Source organism: Herbaspirillum rhizosphaerae, assembly GCF_001189965.1.
Classification (GTDB): domain Bacteria; phylum Pseudomonadota; class Gammaproteobacteria; order Burkholderiales; family Burkholderiaceae_D; genus Herbaspirillum; species Herbaspirillum rhizosphaerae.
Map to the genome: position 1 here is coordinate 12,220 of NZ_LFLU01000004.1, position 18,487 is coordinate 30,706.

At 60.8% G+C, this 18,487-nt stretch carries 19 protein-coding genes; 8 read left to right on the top strand and 11 right to left on the bottom strand.

The genetic code is table 11. From position 1 onward, the window contains the following. Positions 1-140: 140 nt before the first annotated feature. Entirely contained in the window at positions 141-1,547 is a 1,407-nt protein-coding gene (gene dbpA, locus AKL25_RS07355; RefSeq protein ID WP_050477007.1) for an ATP-dependent RNA helicase DbpA, read from the top strand. A gap of 83 nt (positions 1,548-1,630) precedes the next feature. On the opposite strand, the gene AKL25_RS07360 is transcribed toward dbpA, so the two are convergent. Further along, a complete protein-coding gene (locus AKL25_RS07360; RefSeq protein ID WP_050477008.1) occupies positions 1,631-2,467 on the bottom strand; it encodes an HDOD domain-containing protein in 837 nt (278 codons plus the stop codon). A gap of 390 nt (positions 2,468-2,857) precedes the next feature. Between AKL25_RS07360 and hpnD the strand changes: the two genes are divergently transcribed. From hpnD to AKL25_RS07380, 4 genes are all read left to right on the top strand, one after another. Further along, positions 2,858-3,691: a presqualene diphosphate synthase HpnD gene (gene hpnD, locus AKL25_RS07365; protein WP_050477009.1), complete on the top strand. Its 834-nt coding sequence runs from the start codon at positions 2,858-2,860 to the stop codon at positions 3,689-3,691. 85 nt (positions 3,692-3,776) lie between these two features. Then, positions 3,777-4,136: a YxeA family protein gene (locus AKL25_RS07370; protein ID WP_050477010.1), complete on the top strand. Its 360-nt coding sequence runs from the start codon at positions 3,777-3,779 to the stop codon at positions 4,134-4,136. Beyond that, positions 4,120-5,472 (top strand): hydroxysqualene dehydroxylase HpnE, encoded by a 1,353-nt coding sequence (gene hpnE / locus AKL25_RS07375; RefSeq protein ID WP_050477011.1) that lies wholly within the window; start codon positions 4,120-4,122, stop codon positions 5,470-5,472. Before AKL25_RS07370 ends, hpnE begins: the two co-directional genes overlap by 17 nt. A gap of 150 nt (positions 5,473-5,622) precedes the next feature. Continuing rightward, complete coding sequence (locus AKL25_RS07380) at positions 5,623-6,765, top strand: alpha-hydroxy acid oxidase (RefSeq protein ID WP_050477012.1); 1,143 nt, start codon at positions 5,623-5,625, stop codon at positions 6,763-6,765. An 87-nt stretch (positions 6,766-6,852) separates the two neighbouring features. Here AKL25_RS07380 and AKL25_RS07385 read toward each other — a convergent pair whose 3' ends face one another. The 8 genes from AKL25_RS07385 to mltG all read right to left on the bottom strand — a co-directional run bounded on the left by AKL25_RS07385 (position 6,853) and on the right by mltG (position 13,595). Then, positions 6,853-7,536, bottom strand: a complete 684-nt coding sequence (locus tag AKL25_RS07385) for an ankyrin repeat domain-containing protein (RefSeq protein ID WP_050477013.1) — start codon at positions 7,534-7,536, stop codon at positions 6,853-6,855. Positions 7,537-7,546: 10 nt separating this feature from the next. After that, a complete protein-coding gene (locus tag AKL25_RS07390; protein WP_050477014.1) occupies positions 7,547-8,326 on the bottom strand; it encodes a TatD family hydrolase in 780 nt (259 codons plus the stop codon). 83 nt (positions 8,327-8,409) lie between these two features. Next, entirely contained in the window at positions 8,410-8,946 is a 537-nt protein-coding gene (locus AKL25_RS07395; RefSeq protein ID WP_050477015.1) for a response regulator transcription factor, read from the bottom strand. A gap of 25 nt (positions 8,947-8,971) precedes the next feature. Then, positions 8,972-10,228: an ATP-binding protein gene (locus tag AKL25_RS07400; RefSeq protein WP_050477016.1), complete on the bottom strand. Its 1,257-nt coding sequence runs from the start codon at positions 10,226-10,228 to the stop codon at positions 8,972-8,974. Positions 10,229-10,304: 76 nt separating this feature from the next. Then, a complete protein-coding gene (locus AKL25_RS07405) occupies positions 10,305-10,808 on the bottom strand; it encodes a GNAT family N-acetyltransferase (RefSeq protein WP_050477017.1) in 504 nt (167 codons plus the stop codon). Positions 10,809-10,865: 57 nt separating this feature from the next. Beyond that, positions 10,866-11,894: a DNA polymerase III subunit delta' gene (locus tag AKL25_RS07410; protein WP_050477018.1), complete on the bottom strand. Its 1,029-nt coding sequence runs from the start codon at positions 11,892-11,894 to the stop codon at positions 10,866-10,868. A gap of 45 nt (positions 11,895-11,939) precedes the next feature. Continuing rightward, positions 11,940-12,548: a dTMP kinase gene (gene tmk, locus AKL25_RS07415; RefSeq protein ID WP_050477019.1), complete on the bottom strand. Its 609-nt coding sequence runs from the start codon at positions 12,546-12,548 to the stop codon at positions 11,940-11,942. Positions 12,549-12,614: 66 nt separating this feature from the next. Then, positions 12,615-13,595 carry an endolytic transglycosylase MltG gene (gene mltG / locus AKL25_RS07420; RefSeq protein WP_050477020.1) on the bottom strand — a complete coding sequence of 327 codons (981 nt, stop codon included), beginning with the start codon at positions 13,593-13,595 and terminating at the stop codon, positions 12,615-12,617. A gap of 97 nt (positions 13,596-13,692) precedes the next feature. On the opposite strand from mltG, the gene ygfZ reads away from it, so the two are divergent. The 3 genes from ygfZ to AKL25_RS07435 are packed head-to-tail and all read left to right on the top strand — an operon-like array spanning position 13,693 to position 15,876. Beyond that, the gene (gene ygfZ / locus AKL25_RS07425; RefSeq protein ID WP_050477021.1) at positions 13,693-14,760 is read left to right on the top strand and encodes a CAF17-like 4Fe-4S cluster assembly/insertion protein YgfZ; all 1,068 of its coding nucleotides are present in this window, start codon (positions 13,693-13,695) and stop codon (positions 14,758-14,760) included. Positions 14,761-14,776: 16 nt separating this feature from the next. Continuing rightward, a complete protein-coding gene (locus AKL25_RS07430) occupies positions 14,777-15,064 on the top strand; it encodes a DUF4936 family protein (protein ID WP_050477022.1) in 288 nt (95 codons plus the stop codon). Continuing rightward, the gene (locus tag AKL25_RS07435) at positions 15,055-15,876 is read left to right on the top strand and encodes an NRDE family protein (RefSeq protein ID WP_050477023.1); all 822 of its coding nucleotides are present in this window, start codon (positions 15,055-15,057) and stop codon (positions 15,874-15,876) included. Before AKL25_RS07430 ends, AKL25_RS07435 begins: the two co-directional genes overlap by 10 nt. Positions 15,877-16,389: 513 nt before the next feature. Here the strand turns inward: AKL25_RS07435 and AKL25_RS07440 are convergent. Together AKL25_RS07440 and AKL25_RS07445 are read right to left on the bottom strand one after the other, a co-directional pair. After that, positions 16,390-17,709 (bottom strand): dicarboxylate/amino acid:cation symporter, encoded by a 1,320-nt coding sequence (locus AKL25_RS07440; RefSeq protein ID WP_050477024.1) that lies wholly within the window; start codon positions 17,707-17,709, stop codon positions 16,390-16,392. A 350-nt stretch (positions 17,710-18,059) separates the two neighbouring features. After that, a complete protein-coding gene (locus AKL25_RS07445; protein ID WP_050477025.1) occupies positions 18,060-18,485 on the bottom strand; it encodes a GNAT family N-acetyltransferase in 426 nt (141 codons plus the stop codon). Positions 18,486-18,487: the final 2 nt, after the last annotated feature.

Genomic DNA, 18,487 nt, shown 5'->3' on the forward strand with positions numbered 1-18,487 from the left:
TTTTGCTTTGCTTCCGGCCTTTGTGCCGTTGCTGTTGATTCTTTATATCGCGGATGCTGTCGCTGATCGCCTGACTCAAGGCTGCTGACCATGCCGCTCTGTTAGACTTCCCTCACTTCCGTTAGCGCTCAGGTCCAATCATGGTGAACACGACACCCTCGCCCTCCCTTCCTTTTTCGAACCTGGCGCTCATGCCCGCCATGCTCGCCAATCTGGACGCCCTCGGCTATCGCGAGATGACCACGATCCAAGCGGAGAGCTTGCCCACGGCGCTGGAAGGCCGCGACCTGATTGCCCAGGCCAAGACCGGCAGCGGCAAGACCGCCGCATTCGGCATTGCCATGCTGCATCGGCTGAATCCGGCCTATTTTGCAATCCAGGGCCTGGTCGTCTGCCCGACGCGGGAACTGGCCGACCAGGTGTCGAATGAATTGCGCCGCCTCGCGCGCTTCACCGAAAACATCAAGATCCTGACCCTGTGCGGCGGCACCGCCATGCGTCCGCAAATTGCATCGCTGGAACACGGCTGCCATATCGTCGTCGGCACGCCCGGCCGCATCCGCGATCACATCGGGCGCGCCACCATCAACCTCAAAGCCGTCCAGACGCTGGTGCTCGACGAAGCCGACCGCATGGTCGACATGGGATTCTACGAAGACATCGAAGGCATCGTCAGCGCCTGTCCTTCGCGCCGCCAGACGCTGCTGTTTTCGGCGACCTATCCGGACGATATTCGCAAAGCCAGCGCGCGCTTCCTGCACGAGCCGGTCGAGATCAAGGTGGAAGCCCAGCACGACGGTGAAAAAATCGAACAACGCTTCTTCGAAGTCTCGGCCGAACAGCGCAATTTTGCCGTCGCGCGCCTGCTCCAGCACTATCAGCCGGTCTCGACGCTGGCCTTCTGCAACACCAAGATCCATTGCCGCGAGCTGGCGGAAGAATTGCGCGCGCAAGGGTTCAGCGCACTGGCCCTGTACGGCGACCTGGAACAGCGCGAACGCGATGAAATCCTGGTGCAATTCGCCAATCAAAGCTGCTCGGTGCTGGTCGCCACGGACGTGGCCGCGCGCGGGCTCGACATCGCCAACCTGAGCGCAGTCATCAACGTCGACGTCACGCGCGACACGGAAGTCCACATCCACCGCATCGGCCGCACCGGTCGCGGCCAGGACAAGGGCCTGGCGCTGAATCTGTGCATCCCGACCGAAAAGCGCTGGGTGAAACTGATCGAGGAATATCAGAAGGCGCCGGTGCAGTGGTTTGACCTCAATGCGCTGGACACCAATGAAGACAAAGTGCTGCGCGCGCCGATGCGGACCTTGTGCATTCAGGGCGGCAAGAAGGACAAGCTGCGCCCCGGCGACTTGCTTGGTGCGCTGACCGGCGATGTCGGCCTGACCAAGGAACAAGTCGGCAAGATCAACGTATTCGAATTCTCAACTTATGTGGCGCTGGATTACCGCATTGCCGAGAAAGCCTATGCACGCCTGAGCGAAGGCAACATCAAGGGCCGCAACTTCAAGATGCGCCTGATGCGCAGCGCCTGAAGGCAGCCCGAGCGCCAACCTGCAGCAAATAAAAAAAGCAGCCTCGCAGGCTGCTTTTTTATTTTCCCACCGGCGCGATGGCGTCAGATCAGCAACGCCTGCGTCAGCGAGCGGATTTCGTCGGCGGAATCGTCCAGCACTTCGCGCAGCGACTCGTCGCCGATGAATTCGTCGACGATCGTATCCGGCGCACGGCCTGCTTCCAGCAAACTCTTCTGGAACGGCGACGGCACCGGCGACAACTCCTTGGCCAGCAGCAGCACGTCGCCCAGGGTTTCCGGCGGCAACACGCGAATGCCATGCCACAACGACTCCACCGCCGCCACGACGGCTTCCGGAATGCCGAGCTTCTTCAGCACCGCGCGACCGATCATCTTTTCGCCGTATTCCGCCCAGTCTTCGGAATTGCCGTCGAGCAGTCCCGGGAATTCATCCGTGCGCGACAGCAGGTAAAACCCGCCGACTTCATGGACGATGCCGGCGAACATGGCGGTTTCCGGATCCAGTCGCGTCAGCTTCAGTGCAATCACCTGAGCGATCGCGGCGACGTTGGCCGTGTGCTCCCACAATTGCGCCGCCTTGACGCGCATTTCCGGATCGGAGATGTTGCGGCCCAGCTGACGCACGATGACGGCGGTCGTAATCGCGTTCAGGGTTTTGAAGCCGAGACGCATGACCGCCGTGCGAACGTTGTTGATTTCACCGCCGGAGCGGTTGTATGCGGCCGAATTGGCGATCGCCACGGTACGCGCCGACAGCAGCGGCTCGGCCATCACCAGTTTGGCGGCGGCCTCGAGATGGCAATTCGGATCGTTAAGCGCTTGCTGCAGTTTGATCGATGCATTGACGTTGGTAGGGAATACCAGTTCGCCGCGACCGGCCTGCGTTGCAATGCTTCTGAAAGCTTCCAGTCTGTTCATGAAGAATTAGTCTCCTCGCCTTGATATAAGCTACTCACCCCCGCCGCATCCGGCAATCTTCCTGTGAAGAAGCTTGCGCCGGTCCGGCCTCGTGTCTTTTCTGTCGCCTGTCTGCGGATCCGCCGCTGCGACACCGTTGGTATTTTGTGTTTTTATCAACAGCATCCGGATACCTGTCGCAGCAATAAAAGCAATTGCCGCCAGTCATGCCTCGTTGCCCCCAGCTTAATGTACAAAGTCGGCTGCTGCAACCAGATATATCGGGGTCTTTCCCCTCTGTTTTCCGCGTTTAAAACGCGCCCGGCGCGCGAAGCAGATTGCCCTTCGCCCCTCAGTCGGCTAGCATAGCGGCTTCGCGCATTGCGCCCGCTTTCATCGCCATCCCACTTCATGTCTCCTGACGACTATTGCCAGCAAAAAGCTGCCCAGAGCGGTTCCAGCTTTTACTACAGTTTCTTGTTCCTGCCGCCTGAGCGCCGACGCGCCATTACTGCACTGTACGCCTTCTGCCGCGAAGTGGACGATACCGTCGATGAAATAGAAGACGCCGGCGTGGCCCGCACCAAGCTGATGTGGTGGCGCAAGGAAATCGCGGCGATGCTCAACGGAAATCCCAGCCATCCGGTCACGCTGGCGCTGCAGCCGCACGTGGCGACCTACGGCCTCAAAGGCGAGCACCTGCAGGCCATCATCGACGGCATGGAAATGGATCTGGACCAGACCCGCTACCTCGACTTCCCCGGCCTGCAGCGTTATTGCTGGCACGTCGCCAGCGTGGTGGGCATTTTGTCGGCCAGCATCTTCGGCGTCACCCAGGGCGGCACGCTGCTGTTTGCGGAAAAACTCGGACTCGCGTTCCAGTTGACCAATATCATCCGCGACGTCGGCGAAGACGGACGCAAGGGCCGCATTTATTTGCCGGTCAATGAATTGCAGCAATTCAACGTTACCGCGGCCGATATTCTTAATGCTCGCCACAGCGAAAATTTCGAGAAACTGATGCTTTTTCAAGTCGAGCGCGCCCAGCGCGTATATGACGAGGCGTTCGCACTGCTTCCCAAACAAGACCGCCGCGCCCAGCGCCCCGGCCTGATGATGGCGGCGATATACCGCACGCTGCTCAATGAAATCGAACGCGACGGCTTCCATGTCTTGAATCAGCGCATTTCGCTCACGCCGATACGCAAGCTCTGGCTGGCCTGGAAAACCTACATCCGCGGCTGAAATCGCAGCAAATATTGCCCGCCGGGCGACTGAACTTTCAACCTGTCGAAACGTCAATTTACTTTCCGAAATTGGCAGACAGAAGATGAAACGCATTTATGTACTATCCCTGCTCGCGGGCGTCGCTTTTGCCGTTTGCGTCTTGATGAGCCCGGGTTTCAACGCGCTGCTCAAGCGCGTGGGCAAAGACGAGTTTTACGTATACGTGGTAAATCCGGGAAAAAAGATGCTGCCGGATGCCCATGCCGGGGAGCACTATGAATACCGCCTCCCGGCCGTCGAAGAAAACGGCATGCAAAAGACGCTGACGTTCACGGCGACCAAGCAGTTGTCGCTCGACACCTATCTGCGGCTCTATGTGTCCTCGGCCGACCAAGTCACCGCCTGGGAAGAAGTCCCGCTGCAAGAATTACCGGACCGGATCAAGAATGGGAACATCCCCTGATAACAATAAGCAGGATCACATCGCCGTCATCGGCGGCGGCTGGGCCGGCTGCGCCGCTGCCGTCAGACTGGCGCAAGCAGGACGACGCGTCAGCCTGTTTGAAGCCGGCCGCACCCTCGGCGGCCGCGCACGCCGCGTCGACATCGACGGCCGCACGCTGGACAACGGTCAGCACATCTTGCTCGGCGCCTATCGCACCACACTGAAACTGATGAAAACCGTCGGCATCGATGCCGGCCAGACCTTGCTGCGCCTGCCGCTGCAAATGCGTTATCCCGCACATACGGACGGCATGGACTTCATCGCCCCACGCCTGCCCGCTCCCCTGCATGTATTGCTTGCGCTGATCCGGGCCAAAGGACTGACGCGCGACGACAAAATGGCGCTGGCGCGTTTTTCCACCACTGCGCGCTGGATGGGCTGGCAGCTGTACGAAGACTGCAGCGTCGCCGAATTGCTGGAGCGCTATGAACAGACCGAGCGCCTGACCCGGCTGATGTGGACGCCGCTCTGCATCGCCGCGCTGAACACGCCGCCGCAGCGTGCCTCGGCGCAGGTCTTCCTGAACGTGCTGCGCGATAGCCTGGGAGCACGCCGCGCCGCATCGGACATGCTGATTCCGCGCACCGACCTGACCTCGCTGTTTCCCCAACAAGCTGCCGCGTTTGTCGAGCAGCGCGGCGGCGAGGTCCATTGCGGCCACGCCGTTGATGCAATCGCGGCCTTGCAAGAAGGCTGGCAGATCCGTTTCAGGCAAAGCGGGCAGACCGCATCGTTCGACGGCGTCGTCATTGCCGCCGGCCCGGAAGCCGCAGCCGATCTGCTGGAAGGGATCAGCGACACGACCGCGCTGCGCGCCCTGAACTACGAACCGATCACCACCTGCTATTTGCAATACCCGCCGCAGGTCCGCCTCGATCAGGCCTTCTACGCGTTGCTGGACGATCCGCAGCAAGCGGCATGGGGCCAATTCGTCTTCGATCGCGGCCAGCTCGGCGCCGGCGACTCCGCCGACTCCACCGACTCCGGCCTGCTCGCCGTAGTGGTCAGCGCCGCCGGCGATGCGCTCGCGCAGGGCCATGCCGCATTGACCGCAGGCATCACTTCGCAACTCGCGCAACAGTTGCAAAATCCGCTTCTGGAAACGCCGCTGTGGAGCAAGGTCATCTCCGAAAAACGCGCCACGTTCTCCTGCACGCCGGGCCTGTTACGCCCGGACAATAGCGCCATGCCGCCCGGGCTGGCGCTGGCCGGCGACTATGTTGCCGGCGACTATCCCGCCACGCTGGAAGCTGCCGCGCAAAGCGGCATCAAGGCCGCCGAACTGTTTTTATAAGCAGCCGGGCCGTCGCGGCAATGTAAGCGGAGTTTGATTCAGCGAAACTTTTCATCTTTGGCGCCAAAGGGATTCACCCCATGACCGCGTGGTTTGTTCTACGATACGGTCAAAATTCATATTTACGGATTCCATTTTCGGAGAATAAACATGCCCGTCATCACCTGTGTCGAAGATTTACGCGTTCTGGCAAAAAAACGGGTACCCAAGGCGTTTTACGACTATGCCGACAGCGGCTCCTATACCGAAAGCACCTACCGCGCCAACACCGACGACCTCGCTGCGCTGAAGCTGCGCCAGCGCGTCGCCATCAACGTTGACCAACGTTCCACCCGCACCACCATGATCGGCCACGACGTCACCATGCCGGTGGCGATCGCCCCGACCGGCCTGACCGGCATGCAATGGGCCAACGGCGAAATGCTGGGCGCGATCGCGGCGGAAAAATTCGGCATTCCTTTCACTCTGTCGACCATGAGTATCTGCTCGATCGAGGACGTCGCCAGCGTGACCACCAAGCCGTTCTGGTTTCAGCTCTATGTGATGCGCGACCGCGGTTTCGTGAAGTCGATGATCGATCGCGCCAAGGCCGCCAAGTGCTCGGCGCTGGTGCTGACGCTGGACTTGCAGATCCTCGGCCAACGCCACAAGGATCTGAAAAACGGCATGTCGGTGCCGCCGAAACTGACGCTGGACACGCTCATGGATCTGGCAGGCAAGCCGGGCTGGGCGCTGCGCGCGCTGACCGGCCGCAAGACCTTCGGCAACCTGGCCGGCCATATCACCGGCGGCGGCAGCGGTATCCAGACGCTGAGCCAATGGACCGCCAGCCAGTTCGATCCGACCCTGAACTGGGACGACGTCGCCTGGATCAAGGAACAATGGGGCGGCAAGCTGATCCTCAAGGGCATCCTCGACGTCGAAGACGCCAAAATCGCCGCACAAACCGGCGCCGATGCGCTGGTCGTCAGCAACCACGGCGGCCGCCAGCTGGACGGCGCGATGTCTTCCATCGAAGCGCTGCCGGCGATTGCCGAAGCGGTCGGCGACCAGATCGAAGTCTGGTTCGACGGCGGCATCCGCACCGGCCAGGACATCCTGAAGGCCACCGCGCTGGGCGCCAAGGGCACCATGATCGGCCGCGCCTTCCTGTACAGCCTGGGCGCCATGGGCGGCGAAGGCGTGACCAAGATGCTGCAAATCCTGCAGAAGGAACTGGATGTGAGCATGGCGCTGACCGGCACCAGGGACATCAAGGATGTCGGCCCGCAGATTCTGATTCCGCGCCGCTGACAGCAACACTCGCAGCAAAGAAAAATCCCGGCCCACGTCAGACGCGGCCGGGATTTTTTATGACTGCCGGAATGATGGCGATACGGTTTACTGTCCTGGCCGCTGTTGCGACCATGGCGTGTGCTGACCGGTCAATTCCTCGACGACCTCTTTCTGATCGAAATGACGCGCCAGATCCAGCGCGGTCATGCCGTCAACATTCTTCAGGGTGATATCCGCGCCCTCTTCCTTCAGCAACCGCACCGCGAACAAACGGCCGCGCACTGCCGCCAGCATGATCGGCGTCATCTTGTCGTCGGGCGACTCGGCGTCGATGTAGGCGGATGCGTCGAGCAGTTGCTTGATGATGTTGGGATTGCCGTTGATGGCGGCGTAGTGCAAGGCCGCCCAGCCGGGGCGGTTGACTTCCACTTCCTTGTCCAGCAACAGTTTCACCACGCGCTGATTGCCGTAAAACGCGGCGATCATCAGGGCGGTGTCGCCATTCTTCGCCTTGACTTCCAGATCGATGCCCGGCGTATTGAACAGCACGTCGAAGGCTTTCATCGAATCCTCGCGGATGGACAAGGTCAGCGCCGAATAGCCACGCTGCGGCTCGATCACGTTGGGGCCGAGGCCGCGCTTGATCAGCTCCTGCAATTCGCGCGGCGCGTCCATCTTGACGGCAGTGATGTAATCCTCATAAGAACCGGCCTGCGCGGCAGGCGAGACCAGTACGGCTGCCGCCAGTGAGGCAATCGCGAGAAAACGGGTAAGGAGCGACTTCAGCATGCAGCGTCTTTCATTTGGCCATCTTGAACAAAGTGAAAAAGTTCTCGCTGGTGTGACGCGCGACTTCTTCCACCGGGATACCGCGCAAGTCGGCGATGAATTCTGCAACGTGGCGCACCAGTCCCGGCTCGTTGGTCTTGCCGCGGAACGGCACCGGCGCCAGATAGGGCGAATCGGTTTCGATCAGCATGCGTTCCAGCGGAATGGTGCGCGCCACTTCCTGCAAGGCCTTGGCGCTCTTGAAAGTGACGATGCCGGAGAAGGAAATATAAAACCCGAGCTCAATGGCGGCGTCGGCCACTTCCTGCGACTCCGTGAAGCAATGCATGACGCCGGCAACGCCGCCGGCGGCCGGACTGGCGCCCTCTTCGCGCAGGATGCGGATGGTGTCTTCCGAGGCCGAGCGGGTATGGATGATCAGCGGCTTGCCGGTGATGCGCGAAGCACGGATATGTGTGCGAAAACGTTCGCGCTGCCATTCAAGATCGCCTTGCAGGCGGAAATAGTCGAGGCCGGTTTCGCCGATGGCGACGATGCGCGGATTGTCGGCCAGTTCGACCAGTTTCTCGACGCTGGGCTCCGGCGTGTCTTCATAGTCGGGATGCACGCCGACTGAAGCGTAGATGTGTGGATGCTGTTCCGCCAGCGCCAGGACTTGCGGAAATTCAGGAAGGTTCACCGATACGCACAAGGCGTGGCTGACGCGGTTCTCGGCCATCTTGCCGAGAATATCCGGCAGACGGGCGACGAGTTCGGGAAAATTGATATGGCAGTGGGAATCGATATACATGATGGGCGCTATTTTACGCCATCACCCCGGCACAGTCCCTGCGGCGTCCCGGTTCGGCGATGCCTGCCCGTTCTCAGGGCGGGCTACTTCGCCACCGGGCGCTTGGCCAGCTTGCGCTGCAGCGTACGGCGATGCATGTTGAGCGCGCGCGCGGTGGAAGAGATATTGCCCTGATGTTCGGTCAGCACGCGCTGAATGTGTTCCCACTCGAGACGCTCGACTGATAATGGCGCAGCGCTGTCGGCGATGTCGCTGCCGACATCGTTGGCGCTGTGCTCCAGCGCTGAAAGGATGGAGTCGAGATTGGCCGGCTTGGCCAGATAATTGTCGGCGCCCGCCTTGATGGCCTGCACCGTGGTGGCGATGCTGGCGTAGCCGGTCAGCACCAGCAGACGCGCATGCGGCAGTTGCTGCCGCAGCGATGCAATCCACTGCAAGCCCGAATCCTGCTGCAATTGCAGATCGATCGTGGCGTAGGCGAAATCGGTGGTTGCTGCAGCCTTCATCGCCTCTTCGCCGCTATGCGCCACCGTCGCCGTGAAGCCCCGGCGCGACAGCGAACGCGCCAGCGTCGAGGCAAAGACGTCGTTGTCGTCCAGGATCAGGAAGGCTGTGCTCATTGTCTGTTTTCCTGCGAAGGCCGGTTTATAAAGAAATCGTCAAGGTCGCGCTGACGCCGCGCATGCCGTCGGAAGCCAGCGCCAGCTTCGCACCGAGCTGCCGCGCCGTGGCAAAGGCCAGCATCAGTCCTATCCCCTTGCCGCCGGTGCTGCTGCGCACCGGCTCATAGCCGAGCCGTTTGAGCAGGTCAGGCGCAATGCCCGGCCCGTCGTCAACGACGCGAATCATTGCTTCACCGCGCTGCATGCTCAGCGTCATGTCGATTTTCCCACCTTCATTGACGGCTTGCGCGGCGTTGTCCAGCAGTGTCAGCAAGATCTGTCCGACCAGTTGCTGGTTGTTCACCGGTCCCGTTTCGGCGGGCAAAGACAGATGTATCGACACGGCCGGATGGCGCAAGCGCCAGGCATCGACGAAATGCCGCAGCCAATCCGTCAGCCGCACCGGCGCCGAGATGTCGGCATGCCGCACCTGTACGTCCATGCCCATGCGATCAAGTGCGGTTTTGCAGGCAGCGATCTGTTCTTCCACAATGGCCAGATCGTCGCGGTACATCGTCAAGGCGCCGTTACGCCCTGCCTCAATCCTCAACTCTCCCGCGATCACCGCGACTGTCGCCAGCGGCGTACTCATTTCATGCGCGGCGCTGGCAGCCTGCGTTCCCAGCGCGACGATGCGCTCATCCTGCAATTGCTGCTCGCGCGCCTGCGCCAGTTGCGCGTCGCGGGCGCGCACCGTCGCCGACATGCGCGTCACGAACCAGGTGATCAGCGCCGCCGACACCAGAAAATTCACCCACATGCCCGCCAGGTGATACGCCATCGCCTGATCGTGGTCGTGGATGTGCAGCGGCTGATACAGATAAGTCAGCCCGGAATAACAGGTAAAAGAATACAGCGCCAGCATGAAGGCGTAACGCGGAGCGAGGATCGCCGCGGCAACCGCCAGCGCAGGCAGATAAAAGGAAACGAAAGGATTGGTCGCCCCGCCCGTGAAGTACAGCAAGGCCGACAAGCCGCTGACATCGACGAAAAGCTGAAAAAACAGCTCCGGCTCGCGCACCGGATACGCCAGACGCATGCGCCACCAGGTCAGGCCGTTGAACGCCAGCATCAGCGCCAGCACCGCACATAGCGGCGTCAGCGGCAGACTCAGTTCCATCCCCAGATACGCGCCGGCAACCAGCAAAACCTGCGCCAGCGTCGCGATGCAACGCATCCAGAACAGGCGCAGCAAGATTTGGTGCTGCGGCAAGGGGCGGGAAAGGGAAAGTATCGGCATGAGGGAATTATATGTCGCCCTGCTCGCGATGCGGTTTGCACCTGCCGGCAGGAAACTTGCCAGCTGTCATCTTCTGCTAGGCCACGCGCTTGCCCAGAATCACCAGATCCCGCTCGATGCCATCCAGCGTCGCCACGCGCGGCATGTCGGCCCAGCGCTCAAACGAAAATGCTTCAAACAGCTTCAGGCTGGGCTGGTTGTGCCCGAACACGAAACCCAGCAGCGTATGCACCTTGATCGACGGCGCAAAAGCGATCGCCTGTTCGAGGAAATAACTTCCCAGCCCCTGGCCGCGCGCTTTTTCGTGGAGATAAACCGACAGCTCGGCGGTGCCGGAATACGCCGGACGGCCGTAGAAGTTGGAATACGACAGCCAGCCGATGATCTCGCCGTCGCGCTCGGCCACCCACAGCGGGCGCTTGTCGGGCGTATGTTCGTCGAACCAGGCCTGGCGGGATTCCACGGACACAGGTTCGGTGTCGGCGGTGACTTCGCGCGAGGCGACGGTGCTGTTGTAGATGGCGACGATGGCGTTCAGGTCTTCCTGGCGCGCCAGGCGATGGGTGTAGGTAAAGCGCATGGTGAAAACGTAGTGAATGAATCGGTTGCTCGGTTTGACGGTACCGAACGCCGCGCCTCAGGCAAACAGCGTCGAATACTCGATCAGCATTTCTTCGATGAACAGTCTCGCCGACAAAGGATGGTCGGCAATCGCACGGCGCTCATTGGCGGCCTTCAGCGCAGCGGCAATCGTCACGGTATCGACGCGGCCGCCCAGCGCGCCCAGCTCTTTGCCGTAGCGCGGATAGTAGCGAATCGGGCCGCCCGACTTCAGCGAGAACAGATCGTAGAGCCAGCGCTGTTGCCAGCCCACCAGATCGGCGACCGGGATTTTTTGCAGCCGCTCGGCGGTCTTCAGCGCGACGTCGATGCCGGGATGACACAGCGCGCGCAGGAACTCGTCCATGGTCTCGCGACCGTCGCCTTGCGAGGCGTTGAACGCTGCCAGCGGCGCGCCGCCCTGCTCCGACAGCCAGACGTCGGCGTCTTTCACATTCTGCTGCTTCAGCCAGGCCAGGCCGTCCTCGTGCGACGGCAATGCCAGCGCGAATTTGCGGCAGCGCGACAGGATGGTCGGCAGCAAGCGGTCGAGGCGATTGGACACCAGCAGGAACATGGTGCTCGGCGGCGGCTCTTCCAGGGTTTTCAGCAAGGAATTGGCGGCAGCGGTATTGAGCGCCTCCGCCGGATACAGCACGACGACGCGCATGCCCGAGCGATGCGTCGACACGTTCATGAAATCGGACAAGGCGCGGATCTGGTCGATCTTGATTTCCTTGGAAGGCGTCTTGCTGGCCTTGGCAGTCTTCTTCTCTTCGCCTTCGCCGTCATCGGCAGCATCCTCGCCGTCGAGGATTTCGGGACGCACGCGCCGGTAATCGGGATGGTTGTATTGCGAGAACCAGCCGCAGGAAGCGCAGGCGCCGCAGGCATGGCCGTCAGGCTGCACGTCTTCGCACAGCAGCGATTGCGCAAACGACTCGACGAAATCGGTCTTGCCGATGCCTTCCGGCCCATAAAACAAAATGGCGTGCGGCAAGCGGGCCCGCAACTGCTGGAGTTGCAGCCAGCTGTCCTGCAGCCAGGGGAAAACGGTATTGCTCATGCGTGATCAATCATGGATAAAGCGTTGATCGGAAAAAAGTGCATCTCAGACATCCGCCAGCAATTGCGCGATTTCTTGCTGAATGTCGGCGATGGGACGGGTCGAGTCGATGACGCGGAAACGCTGCGGAAACTGCTTCGCCCGGCGCAGATATTCGGCGCGCGTGGCGGCGAAGAAATCGGCTTTTTCCTGCTCGAACTTGTCCAGGGTGCGCTCGGCATCCAGGCGCGCGCGCGCCACTTCCAGCGGCACGTCGAACAGCAGCGTCAGATCCGGCTGCAGATGCGGATGCACCCATTGCTCCAGGGCGTCGAGCTTGTCCAGCGACAGATGGCGGCCGCCGCCCTGATAGGCGAAAGTGGCGTCGGTAAAACGGTCGGAGATCACCCAGTCGCCGCGCGCCAGGGCCGGTTCGATGACCTGGGCCAGATGCTCGCGGCGGCCGGCGAACATCAGCAGCGCCTCGGTCTCCAGATGCATCTTCTGATGCAGCACCATGGAACGCAGGCTTTCGCCCAGTTCGGTGCCGCCCGGTTCGCGCGTGGCGACGACCGTCAGTCCGCGTGTGCGCAGCAGGTCGGCGACGAAAGCGATGTGCGTCGACTTGCCCGCGCCGTCGATGCCTTCAAAGGTGATGAATTTGCCTGATGCCATGTGGTCTGTCTTCGTCAGATAAAAAATGATGCAGCGTGAAGTTCTTGCGATACAGGTCAGCGCCGATCAGCGTTGATATTTGTTGACCGCCTGATTGTGCTCGCTCAGGTTGCTGGAAAAATGGCTGGTGCCGTCGCCGCGCGCGACGAAGTACAGCGCGTCGGTCTTGTCCGGATTCATCGCCGCCGCCAGCGAGGCCGCGCCCGGCAAGGCGATCGGCGTCGGCGGCATGCCCTTGCGGGTGTAGGTATTGTACGGCGTGTCGGTCAGCAGGTCGCTCTTGCGGATCACGCCCTGGTAGCGCTCGCCCATGCCATAGATGACGGTCGGATCGGTTTGCAGCAACATGCCGGTTTTCAGGCGATTGACGAATACGCCTGCCACCAAGCCGCGCTCGGACTTCTGCCCAGTTTCCTTTTCGACAATGGATGCCATGATCAGGGCGTCGTACGGCGTTTTGTAAGGCAGCGACAGGTCGCGCTTGCTCCAGGCTTCGGCGAGACGCTTGTTCATCAGCGCAAACGCCTGGCGGTAGATCTGCATGTCGCTGGCGCCTTTGGCGAACAGATAGGTATCCGGGAAGAACAAGCCCTCCGGCGCTGCGAATTCGGTGGTCAGCCTGGCCAGCAGCTCGCTGTTGGAAAGCGCGGCCGTATCGTGTTTGAGTCCCTTGTGCTCGGCGATGGCCTGGCGCATCTGCCTGAAGCTCCAGCCTTCGATGATGGTCAGCGACTCCTGCGCGAACTCGCCGCGGACCAGTTGTTCCAGCAGGCGCAACGGCGTGGCGCCCGGCTTCAGCTCATAGCTGCCGGCCTTGATGCGACTGCCCTTGCCGCTGCCGCGCGCCAGCAAGGCGAACAGGATAGGGTTGACCGGCGCGCCGGCGTCCGCGATCTGCTGGGCGGCGCCATTGATGCCCGCGCCCGGCGTGATGGTGAATTCGACCGGCTTCTGCCCTTCTTCAATGATCGGCTGGCTCAGCCAATAGGCGCCCCCGCAGGCAAGGGCGACACACAGCAACAGGAGAGTGTTAAATATTTTTTTCATTGTTGAGGCAAAATCCGGCGCAATCAGACGCGTTTTTCCAGCGCCACTATAATCGAGGCATCAATGATAATCGCTGTATAGCCCAGTAACCTAATTTATGACCGAATCGACTCAAGCATCCACGCCCTGGCAGGCATTTCTCGAACAGCAAGGCGCCCACATCGAGGCCGCAAACGGCCCGGAAGTCGCCTATTTCGGCGCGGCTGCCACGGCAGAGTTGCCCGACAACTTCGTTGCCCCGCTGACCGATCTCGGCCTGATCTCCCTGAGCGGCGACGATGCCGCCAGTTTCCTGCATAACCAGATTACCAACGATGTCGAAAAACTCGACCTCGCCACCGCCCGCCTGGCCGGCTATTGCACACCCAAGGGCCGTCTGCTGGCGACCTTCCTGATGTGGAAGGATGCCGGCCAGATCGTATTGCAATTACCGCGCGCCCTGCAGCCGGCGATCCAGAAGCGCCTGCAGATGTTTGTGATGCGTTCCAAGGCCAAGCTGGCCGATGTCAGCGAACAGTACGTCGCGCTCGGCCTGGCCGGCAACGCGGCCGCCGAGGCCCTGCAGCAATGGTTTCCGCAATTGCCGGCGCAAGCCTATGCCAAGACCGACAACGACAACGGCACGCTGGTGCGCGTCGCGGACAGCCGTCAGGCCCCGCGCTATCAATGGATCACCTCGGTTGAGCAGGCGATTGCCGCCTGGCCGGCGTTGACGCAAAAACTGAACGCCGTCGGCACCCACGCCTGGCGCCTGACCGATATCTATGCCGGCGTGCCGGTCATTACGCAGCCGACGCAGGAGCAATTCGTGCCGCAGATGATCAATTTCGAGCTGATCGGCGGCGTCAACTTCAAAAAAGGCTGCTATCCCGGCCAGGAAATCGTCGCGCGCAGCCAGTATCTGGGCAAGCTGAAGCGCCGCAGCGTGCTGGCGCTGGTCGACGCGACCGATGTGCGCGCCGGCGCCGAAGTATTTTCCAGCGAAGATCCGGGCCAGCCGTGCGGCATGGTCGTCAATGCAGAAGCGGCAGGCGCGGGCAAGTCCGCCTGCCTGGTGGAAATCAAACTGGCGGCCAGCGACAGCGGCACCATCCATCTCGGCGCCGTCGATGGTCCTGTGCTGCAATTGCAGCCTCTCCCTTACGAACTGGCGGAACCGCAGTAAGCGCCCGGGATTGCCGATGGATCTGTATATCTATTACCGTGTGCTGCTGAGCGATAGCGAACAGTTGCAAAAGCAGGCCGGCGCCATGCAGGCGCAGTTGTCGCAGCAATACAAGGTCGCCACGGAACTGAAGCGCCGCCCGCAGGAGCAGGATGGCAAGCACACCTGGATGGAGGTTTATCTGGATGTGCCCGACGGTTTTGAGTCGGTGCTGAAGCAAAGTATCGCCGCCAGTCAGCTGGACAAGCTGATCGACGGCCCGCGCCACACCGAACACTTTCTGGACTTTTCACCATGTGTCTGATCATTTTTGCGTGGAAAGTCATTCCCGGCATGCCGCTGATCGCCGCCGCCAACCGCGACGAGTTTTATCAGCGCCCGGCCAGCGCCGCAGGCTGGTGGGAAGACCGCCCGGACGTCTTTGCCGGCCGCGACCTTCAAGCAGGCGGCACCTGGCTAGGCGTGACCCGCGACGGCCGCTTTGCGGCGCTGACCAATGTGCGTGCGCCGTCGGAAAAGCGGCCCGATGCGCCGACCCGCGGCAAGCTGGTCTCCGATTATCTGTCCGGCGCATTCACGCCGGAACAATATGTCGAACACATCCGCCCCGGCGCAGCGGAATATAACGGTTTCAACCTGATCGTCGGCGATCGCGAAACCCTGCTGTGGTATTCCAACAAGGGCGACGACGACCCGCGCAACGGCAAGCCGCTCGGTTACGGCGTCTACGGTTTGTCTAATGCCCTGCTCGACACGCCCTGGCCCAAGGTGACGCGCGCCAAAGCGCAGTTCGCCAGCCTGCTGTGCCAGGGCGCGCCGGAAGAAACCTTCTTCGAACTGCTCAGCGACAGCACGCGCGCCAACGATTGCCGCCTGCCGAGCACCGGCGTCAGCCTGGAATGGGAGCGCACGCTGTCGTCGATCTTCATCTGCTCGCCCGACTACGGCACACGGGCATCGACTGTCGTGCGCGTGCCCATCATCGGCGAACCGGTATTGAGCGAACACGTCGTCGATCCCATCACCTCCTGCCAGGCCGCACCTGCCACCGAGACGCAGAAGAAGACTTCGCCATGCAAGCCGAAGATCAGACCGGATGCCGAAAGCCCGAGCTGACGATCGGATTAATGACAGTTATATGACAAGATATAAACAAAACGGATAACTGATATTTGAGAAATAAAGTAGTCGGATTTTGTGCGGAGCATTAAAGTTACACCTGTCTCCTCCAATTTCCTCCTTAAAGAATTGGATTTAAGCCCGCGCCGCAAGGCCGCGGGCTTTTTTTTCGCCTTCCGACATCCGGCTGCTGCAGCCACTTCCGCCTGCGGCCTCGCCTCATCCGCAATCGCTGCGCACTCCCCGCCCACCGACAAATCTTATCGAAAAAACATGCTGCACCGCAGAATGACTATTGTGCGCAAAGGGAACACAATAGCTCGAAATAAATCCAGTCCTTGAGAGGCTGTGAGGAGACCAAGACCCGTAACGTTCCCCCCTTCGTTATGGGTCTTTTCTTTTGTGCGCGCACTTTGCATCTGCTTCGGCAAATAAAAAACGGCGGCAGGACAATCAAGTCCCGCCGCCGTTTTTTTACGTCCTCCTGCAAGCCGGAGGACGCCTCAATCATCAGTGATGAATCTTGGCTTCCGTGCGATCCAGCACGGCTTCCGGCGAGTTCGCCTCTTCCGACGTTTCGTTGTTCAGCTGCGCATGCAGACGCTTTTCGTCCAGTTCATTGCTCCACTTCGCGACGATGATGGTTGCCACGCCGTTGCCGATGGTGTTGGTCAGGGCGCGCGCTTCGGACATGAAGCGGTCGATGCCGAGAATCAGGGCCAGGCCGGCGACAGGCACATGGCCCACCGCAGACAAGGTCGCTGCCAGCACGATGAAACCGCTGCCGGTGATGCCGGCGGCGCCCTTCGATGTCAGCAGCAAGACCGCCAGCAAGGTCAGCTCCTGCGTCAGCGTCATCGGCGTATTGGTTGCCTGCGCGATAAACACGGCCGCCATGGTCAGGTAGATCGCCGTGCCGTCCAGATTGAACGAATAACCGGTAGGAATCACCAGGCCGACGACCGTCTTCTTCGCGCCCAGGTTTTCCATCTTGGCCAGCATGCGCGGCAGCACCGATTCCGAAGACGAGGTGCCCAGCACGATCAGCAGTTCTTCCTTGATGTACTTGACGAACTTCCAGACGCTGAAGCCGTGCAGACGGGTGATGATGCCCAGCACGACGAAGATGAAGATCAGGCAGGTCAGGTAGAACGTGCCCATCAGCTTGCCCAGCGACAGCAGCGAACCGACGCCGTATTTGCCGATGGTGAACGCCATCGCACCGAACGCGCCGACAGGAGCGGCCTTCATGATGGTGCCGACAACGGCGAACAGGACGTGGGAGATTTTTTCGATGAAATCAAAAATCATCGTGCCGCGGCCGCCGAAGCGATGCAGCGCAAAGCCGAACAGCACCGAGATCAGCAACACCTGCAACACGTCGCCCTTGGCGAACGCGTCCACCATGCTGACCGGGATGATATTCATCACGAAATCGATCGTGCTGGTCATCTTGCCCGGGCCGGTGTAAGCCGTGATGCTCTTGGTATCGATGGTGTTCGGATCGATGTTCATGCCGGCGCCCGGCTGCAGCACATTGACCAGCACCAGGCCGACGATCAGCGCCAGCGTGCTGACGACTTCAAAGTACAACAGCGCCAGGCCGCCGGTCTTGCCGACCTTCTTCATGTCTTCCATGCCGGCGATGCCGAGCACGACCGTGCAGAAGATCACCGGTGCGATGATCATCTTGATCAATTTGATGAAGCCGTCGCCGAGCGGCTTCATTGCCTCGCCGGAGGACGGGTAGAAATGGCCCAGCAGGACGCCGATGACAATTGCCACCAACACCTGAAAGTAGAGTGATTTATAAAGTGGCGTCTTGCCCATGCGGTTCTCCGTTTATTCTAGGATCTCAGAAAGCTTACACAGTCGACATTGCCAAAGAATAAAGCCGCAACTGTCACTGCGGGCGCAAGTATGCATTAGCAGCATACCCCTAGATATTGTGGGAAACCACAACAAAACAACGAAACATAGCCAGAAGACAACGAAAAGTTTTCTGGCCGTCGGCAGTCGCCATCGCGGCAAAACAAGCACGCGGAAATTGCTGCAATGCAGAAAACTGCTGACAGTTACCTGCCATGGAGGCCGGCGGTGAATCCCGTAGACGATCAGGCAAGCCGCAACTCGCCGCGATCGCCCCACTACTTCGGTCCGTCGGACAGACGCTGGCCCGATCAGGCCAGCGTCGCCCGCATGTGAATATGCGGAATACCCGCCTCCATGAACTCGTCGCCCTCCTGCGCAAAACCGTGGCTGCCATAGAAAGACGCCGCATGCGTCTGTGCATTCAGCGCAACTTCATGATCGCCGCGTTGGCGCGCCGCCGCCATCAGCGCCTGCAATACCGCGCCGCCGACACCCTGGCCGCGGCCGGGCTTGCGCACCGCCATGCGGCCGATGTGACCGTCGGGGAGCAAGCGTCCGGTGGCGACCGGTGTGCCGCTTTCGTCGTAAGCGACAGCATGCACGCAGACGGCGTCCATCTCGTCCATTTCCAGTTCCGCCGGCACGTTTTGCTCGACGACAAAAACTTCATTGCGGATCAATGCCGCATCTTCGCGCAGATCGTTCCACGCAGCGATTTTGATGTTGTGTTTCATGT

Coding starts and splice junctions, on each gene's coding strand:
- dbpA (WP_050477007.1), top strand. CDS start 141: ATGGTGAACACGACACCCTCGCCCTCCCTTCCTTTTTCGAACCTGGCG.
- AKL25_RS07360 (WP_050477008.1), bottom strand. CDS start 2,467: ATGAACAGACTGGAAGCTTTCAGAAGCATTGCAACGCAGGCCGGTCGC.
- hpnD (WP_050477009.1), top strand. CDS start 2,858: ATGTCTCCTGACGACTATTGCCAGCAAAAAGCTGCCCAGAGCGGTTCC.
- AKL25_RS07370 (WP_050477010.1), top strand. CDS start 3,777: ATGAAACGCATTTATGTACTATCCCTGCTCGCGGGCGTCGCTTTTGCC.
- hpnE (WP_050477011.1), top strand. CDS start 4,120: ATGGGAACATCCCCTGATAACAATAAGCAGGATCACATCGCCGTCATC.
- AKL25_RS07380 (WP_050477012.1), top strand. CDS start 5,623: ATGCCCGTCATCACCTGTGTCGAAGATTTACGCGTTCTGGCAAAAAAA.
- AKL25_RS07385 (WP_050477013.1), bottom strand. CDS start 7,536: ATGCTGAAGTCGCTCCTTACCCGTTTTCTCGCGATTGCCTCACTGGCG.
- AKL25_RS07390 (WP_050477014.1), bottom strand. CDS start 8,326: ATGTATATCGATTCCCACTGCCATATCAATTTTCCCGAACTCGTCGCC.
- AKL25_RS07395 (WP_050477015.1), bottom strand. CDS start 8,946: ATGAGCACAGCCTTCCTGATCCTGGACGACAACGACGTCTTTGCCTCG.
- AKL25_RS07400 (WP_050477016.1), bottom strand. CDS start 10,228: ATGCCGATACTTTCCCTTTCCCGCCCCTTGCCGCAGCACCAAATCTTG.
- AKL25_RS07405 (WP_050477017.1), bottom strand. CDS start 10,808: ATGCGCTTTACCTACACCCATCGCCTGGCGCGCCAGGAAGACCTGAAC.
- AKL25_RS07410 (WP_050477018.1), bottom strand. CDS start 11,894: ATGAGCAATACCGTTTTCCCCTGGCTGCAGGACAGCTGGCTGCAACTC.
- tmk (WP_050477019.1), bottom strand. CDS start 12,548: ATGGCATCAGGCAAATTCATCACCTTTGAAGGCATCGACGGCGCGGGC.
- mltG (WP_050477020.1), bottom strand. CDS start 13,595: ATGAAAAAAATATTTAACACTCTCCTGTTGCTGTGTGTCGCCCTTGCC.
- ygfZ (WP_050477021.1), top strand. CDS start 13,693: ATGACCGAATCGACTCAAGCATCCACGCCCTGGCAGGCATTTCTCGAA.
- AKL25_RS07430 (WP_050477022.1), top strand. CDS start 14,777: ATGGATCTGTATATCTATTACCGTGTGCTGCTGAGCGATAGCGAACAG.
- AKL25_RS07435 (WP_050477023.1), top strand. CDS start 15,055: ATGTGTCTGATCATTTTTGCGTGGAAAGTCATTCCCGGCATGCCGCTG.
- AKL25_RS07440 (WP_050477024.1), bottom strand. CDS start 17,709: ATGGGCAAGACGCCACTTTATAAATCACTCTACTTTCAGGTGTTGGTG.
- AKL25_RS07445 (WP_050477025.1), bottom strand. CDS start 18,485: ATGAAACACAACATCAAAATCGCTGCGTGGAACGATCTGCGCGAAGAT.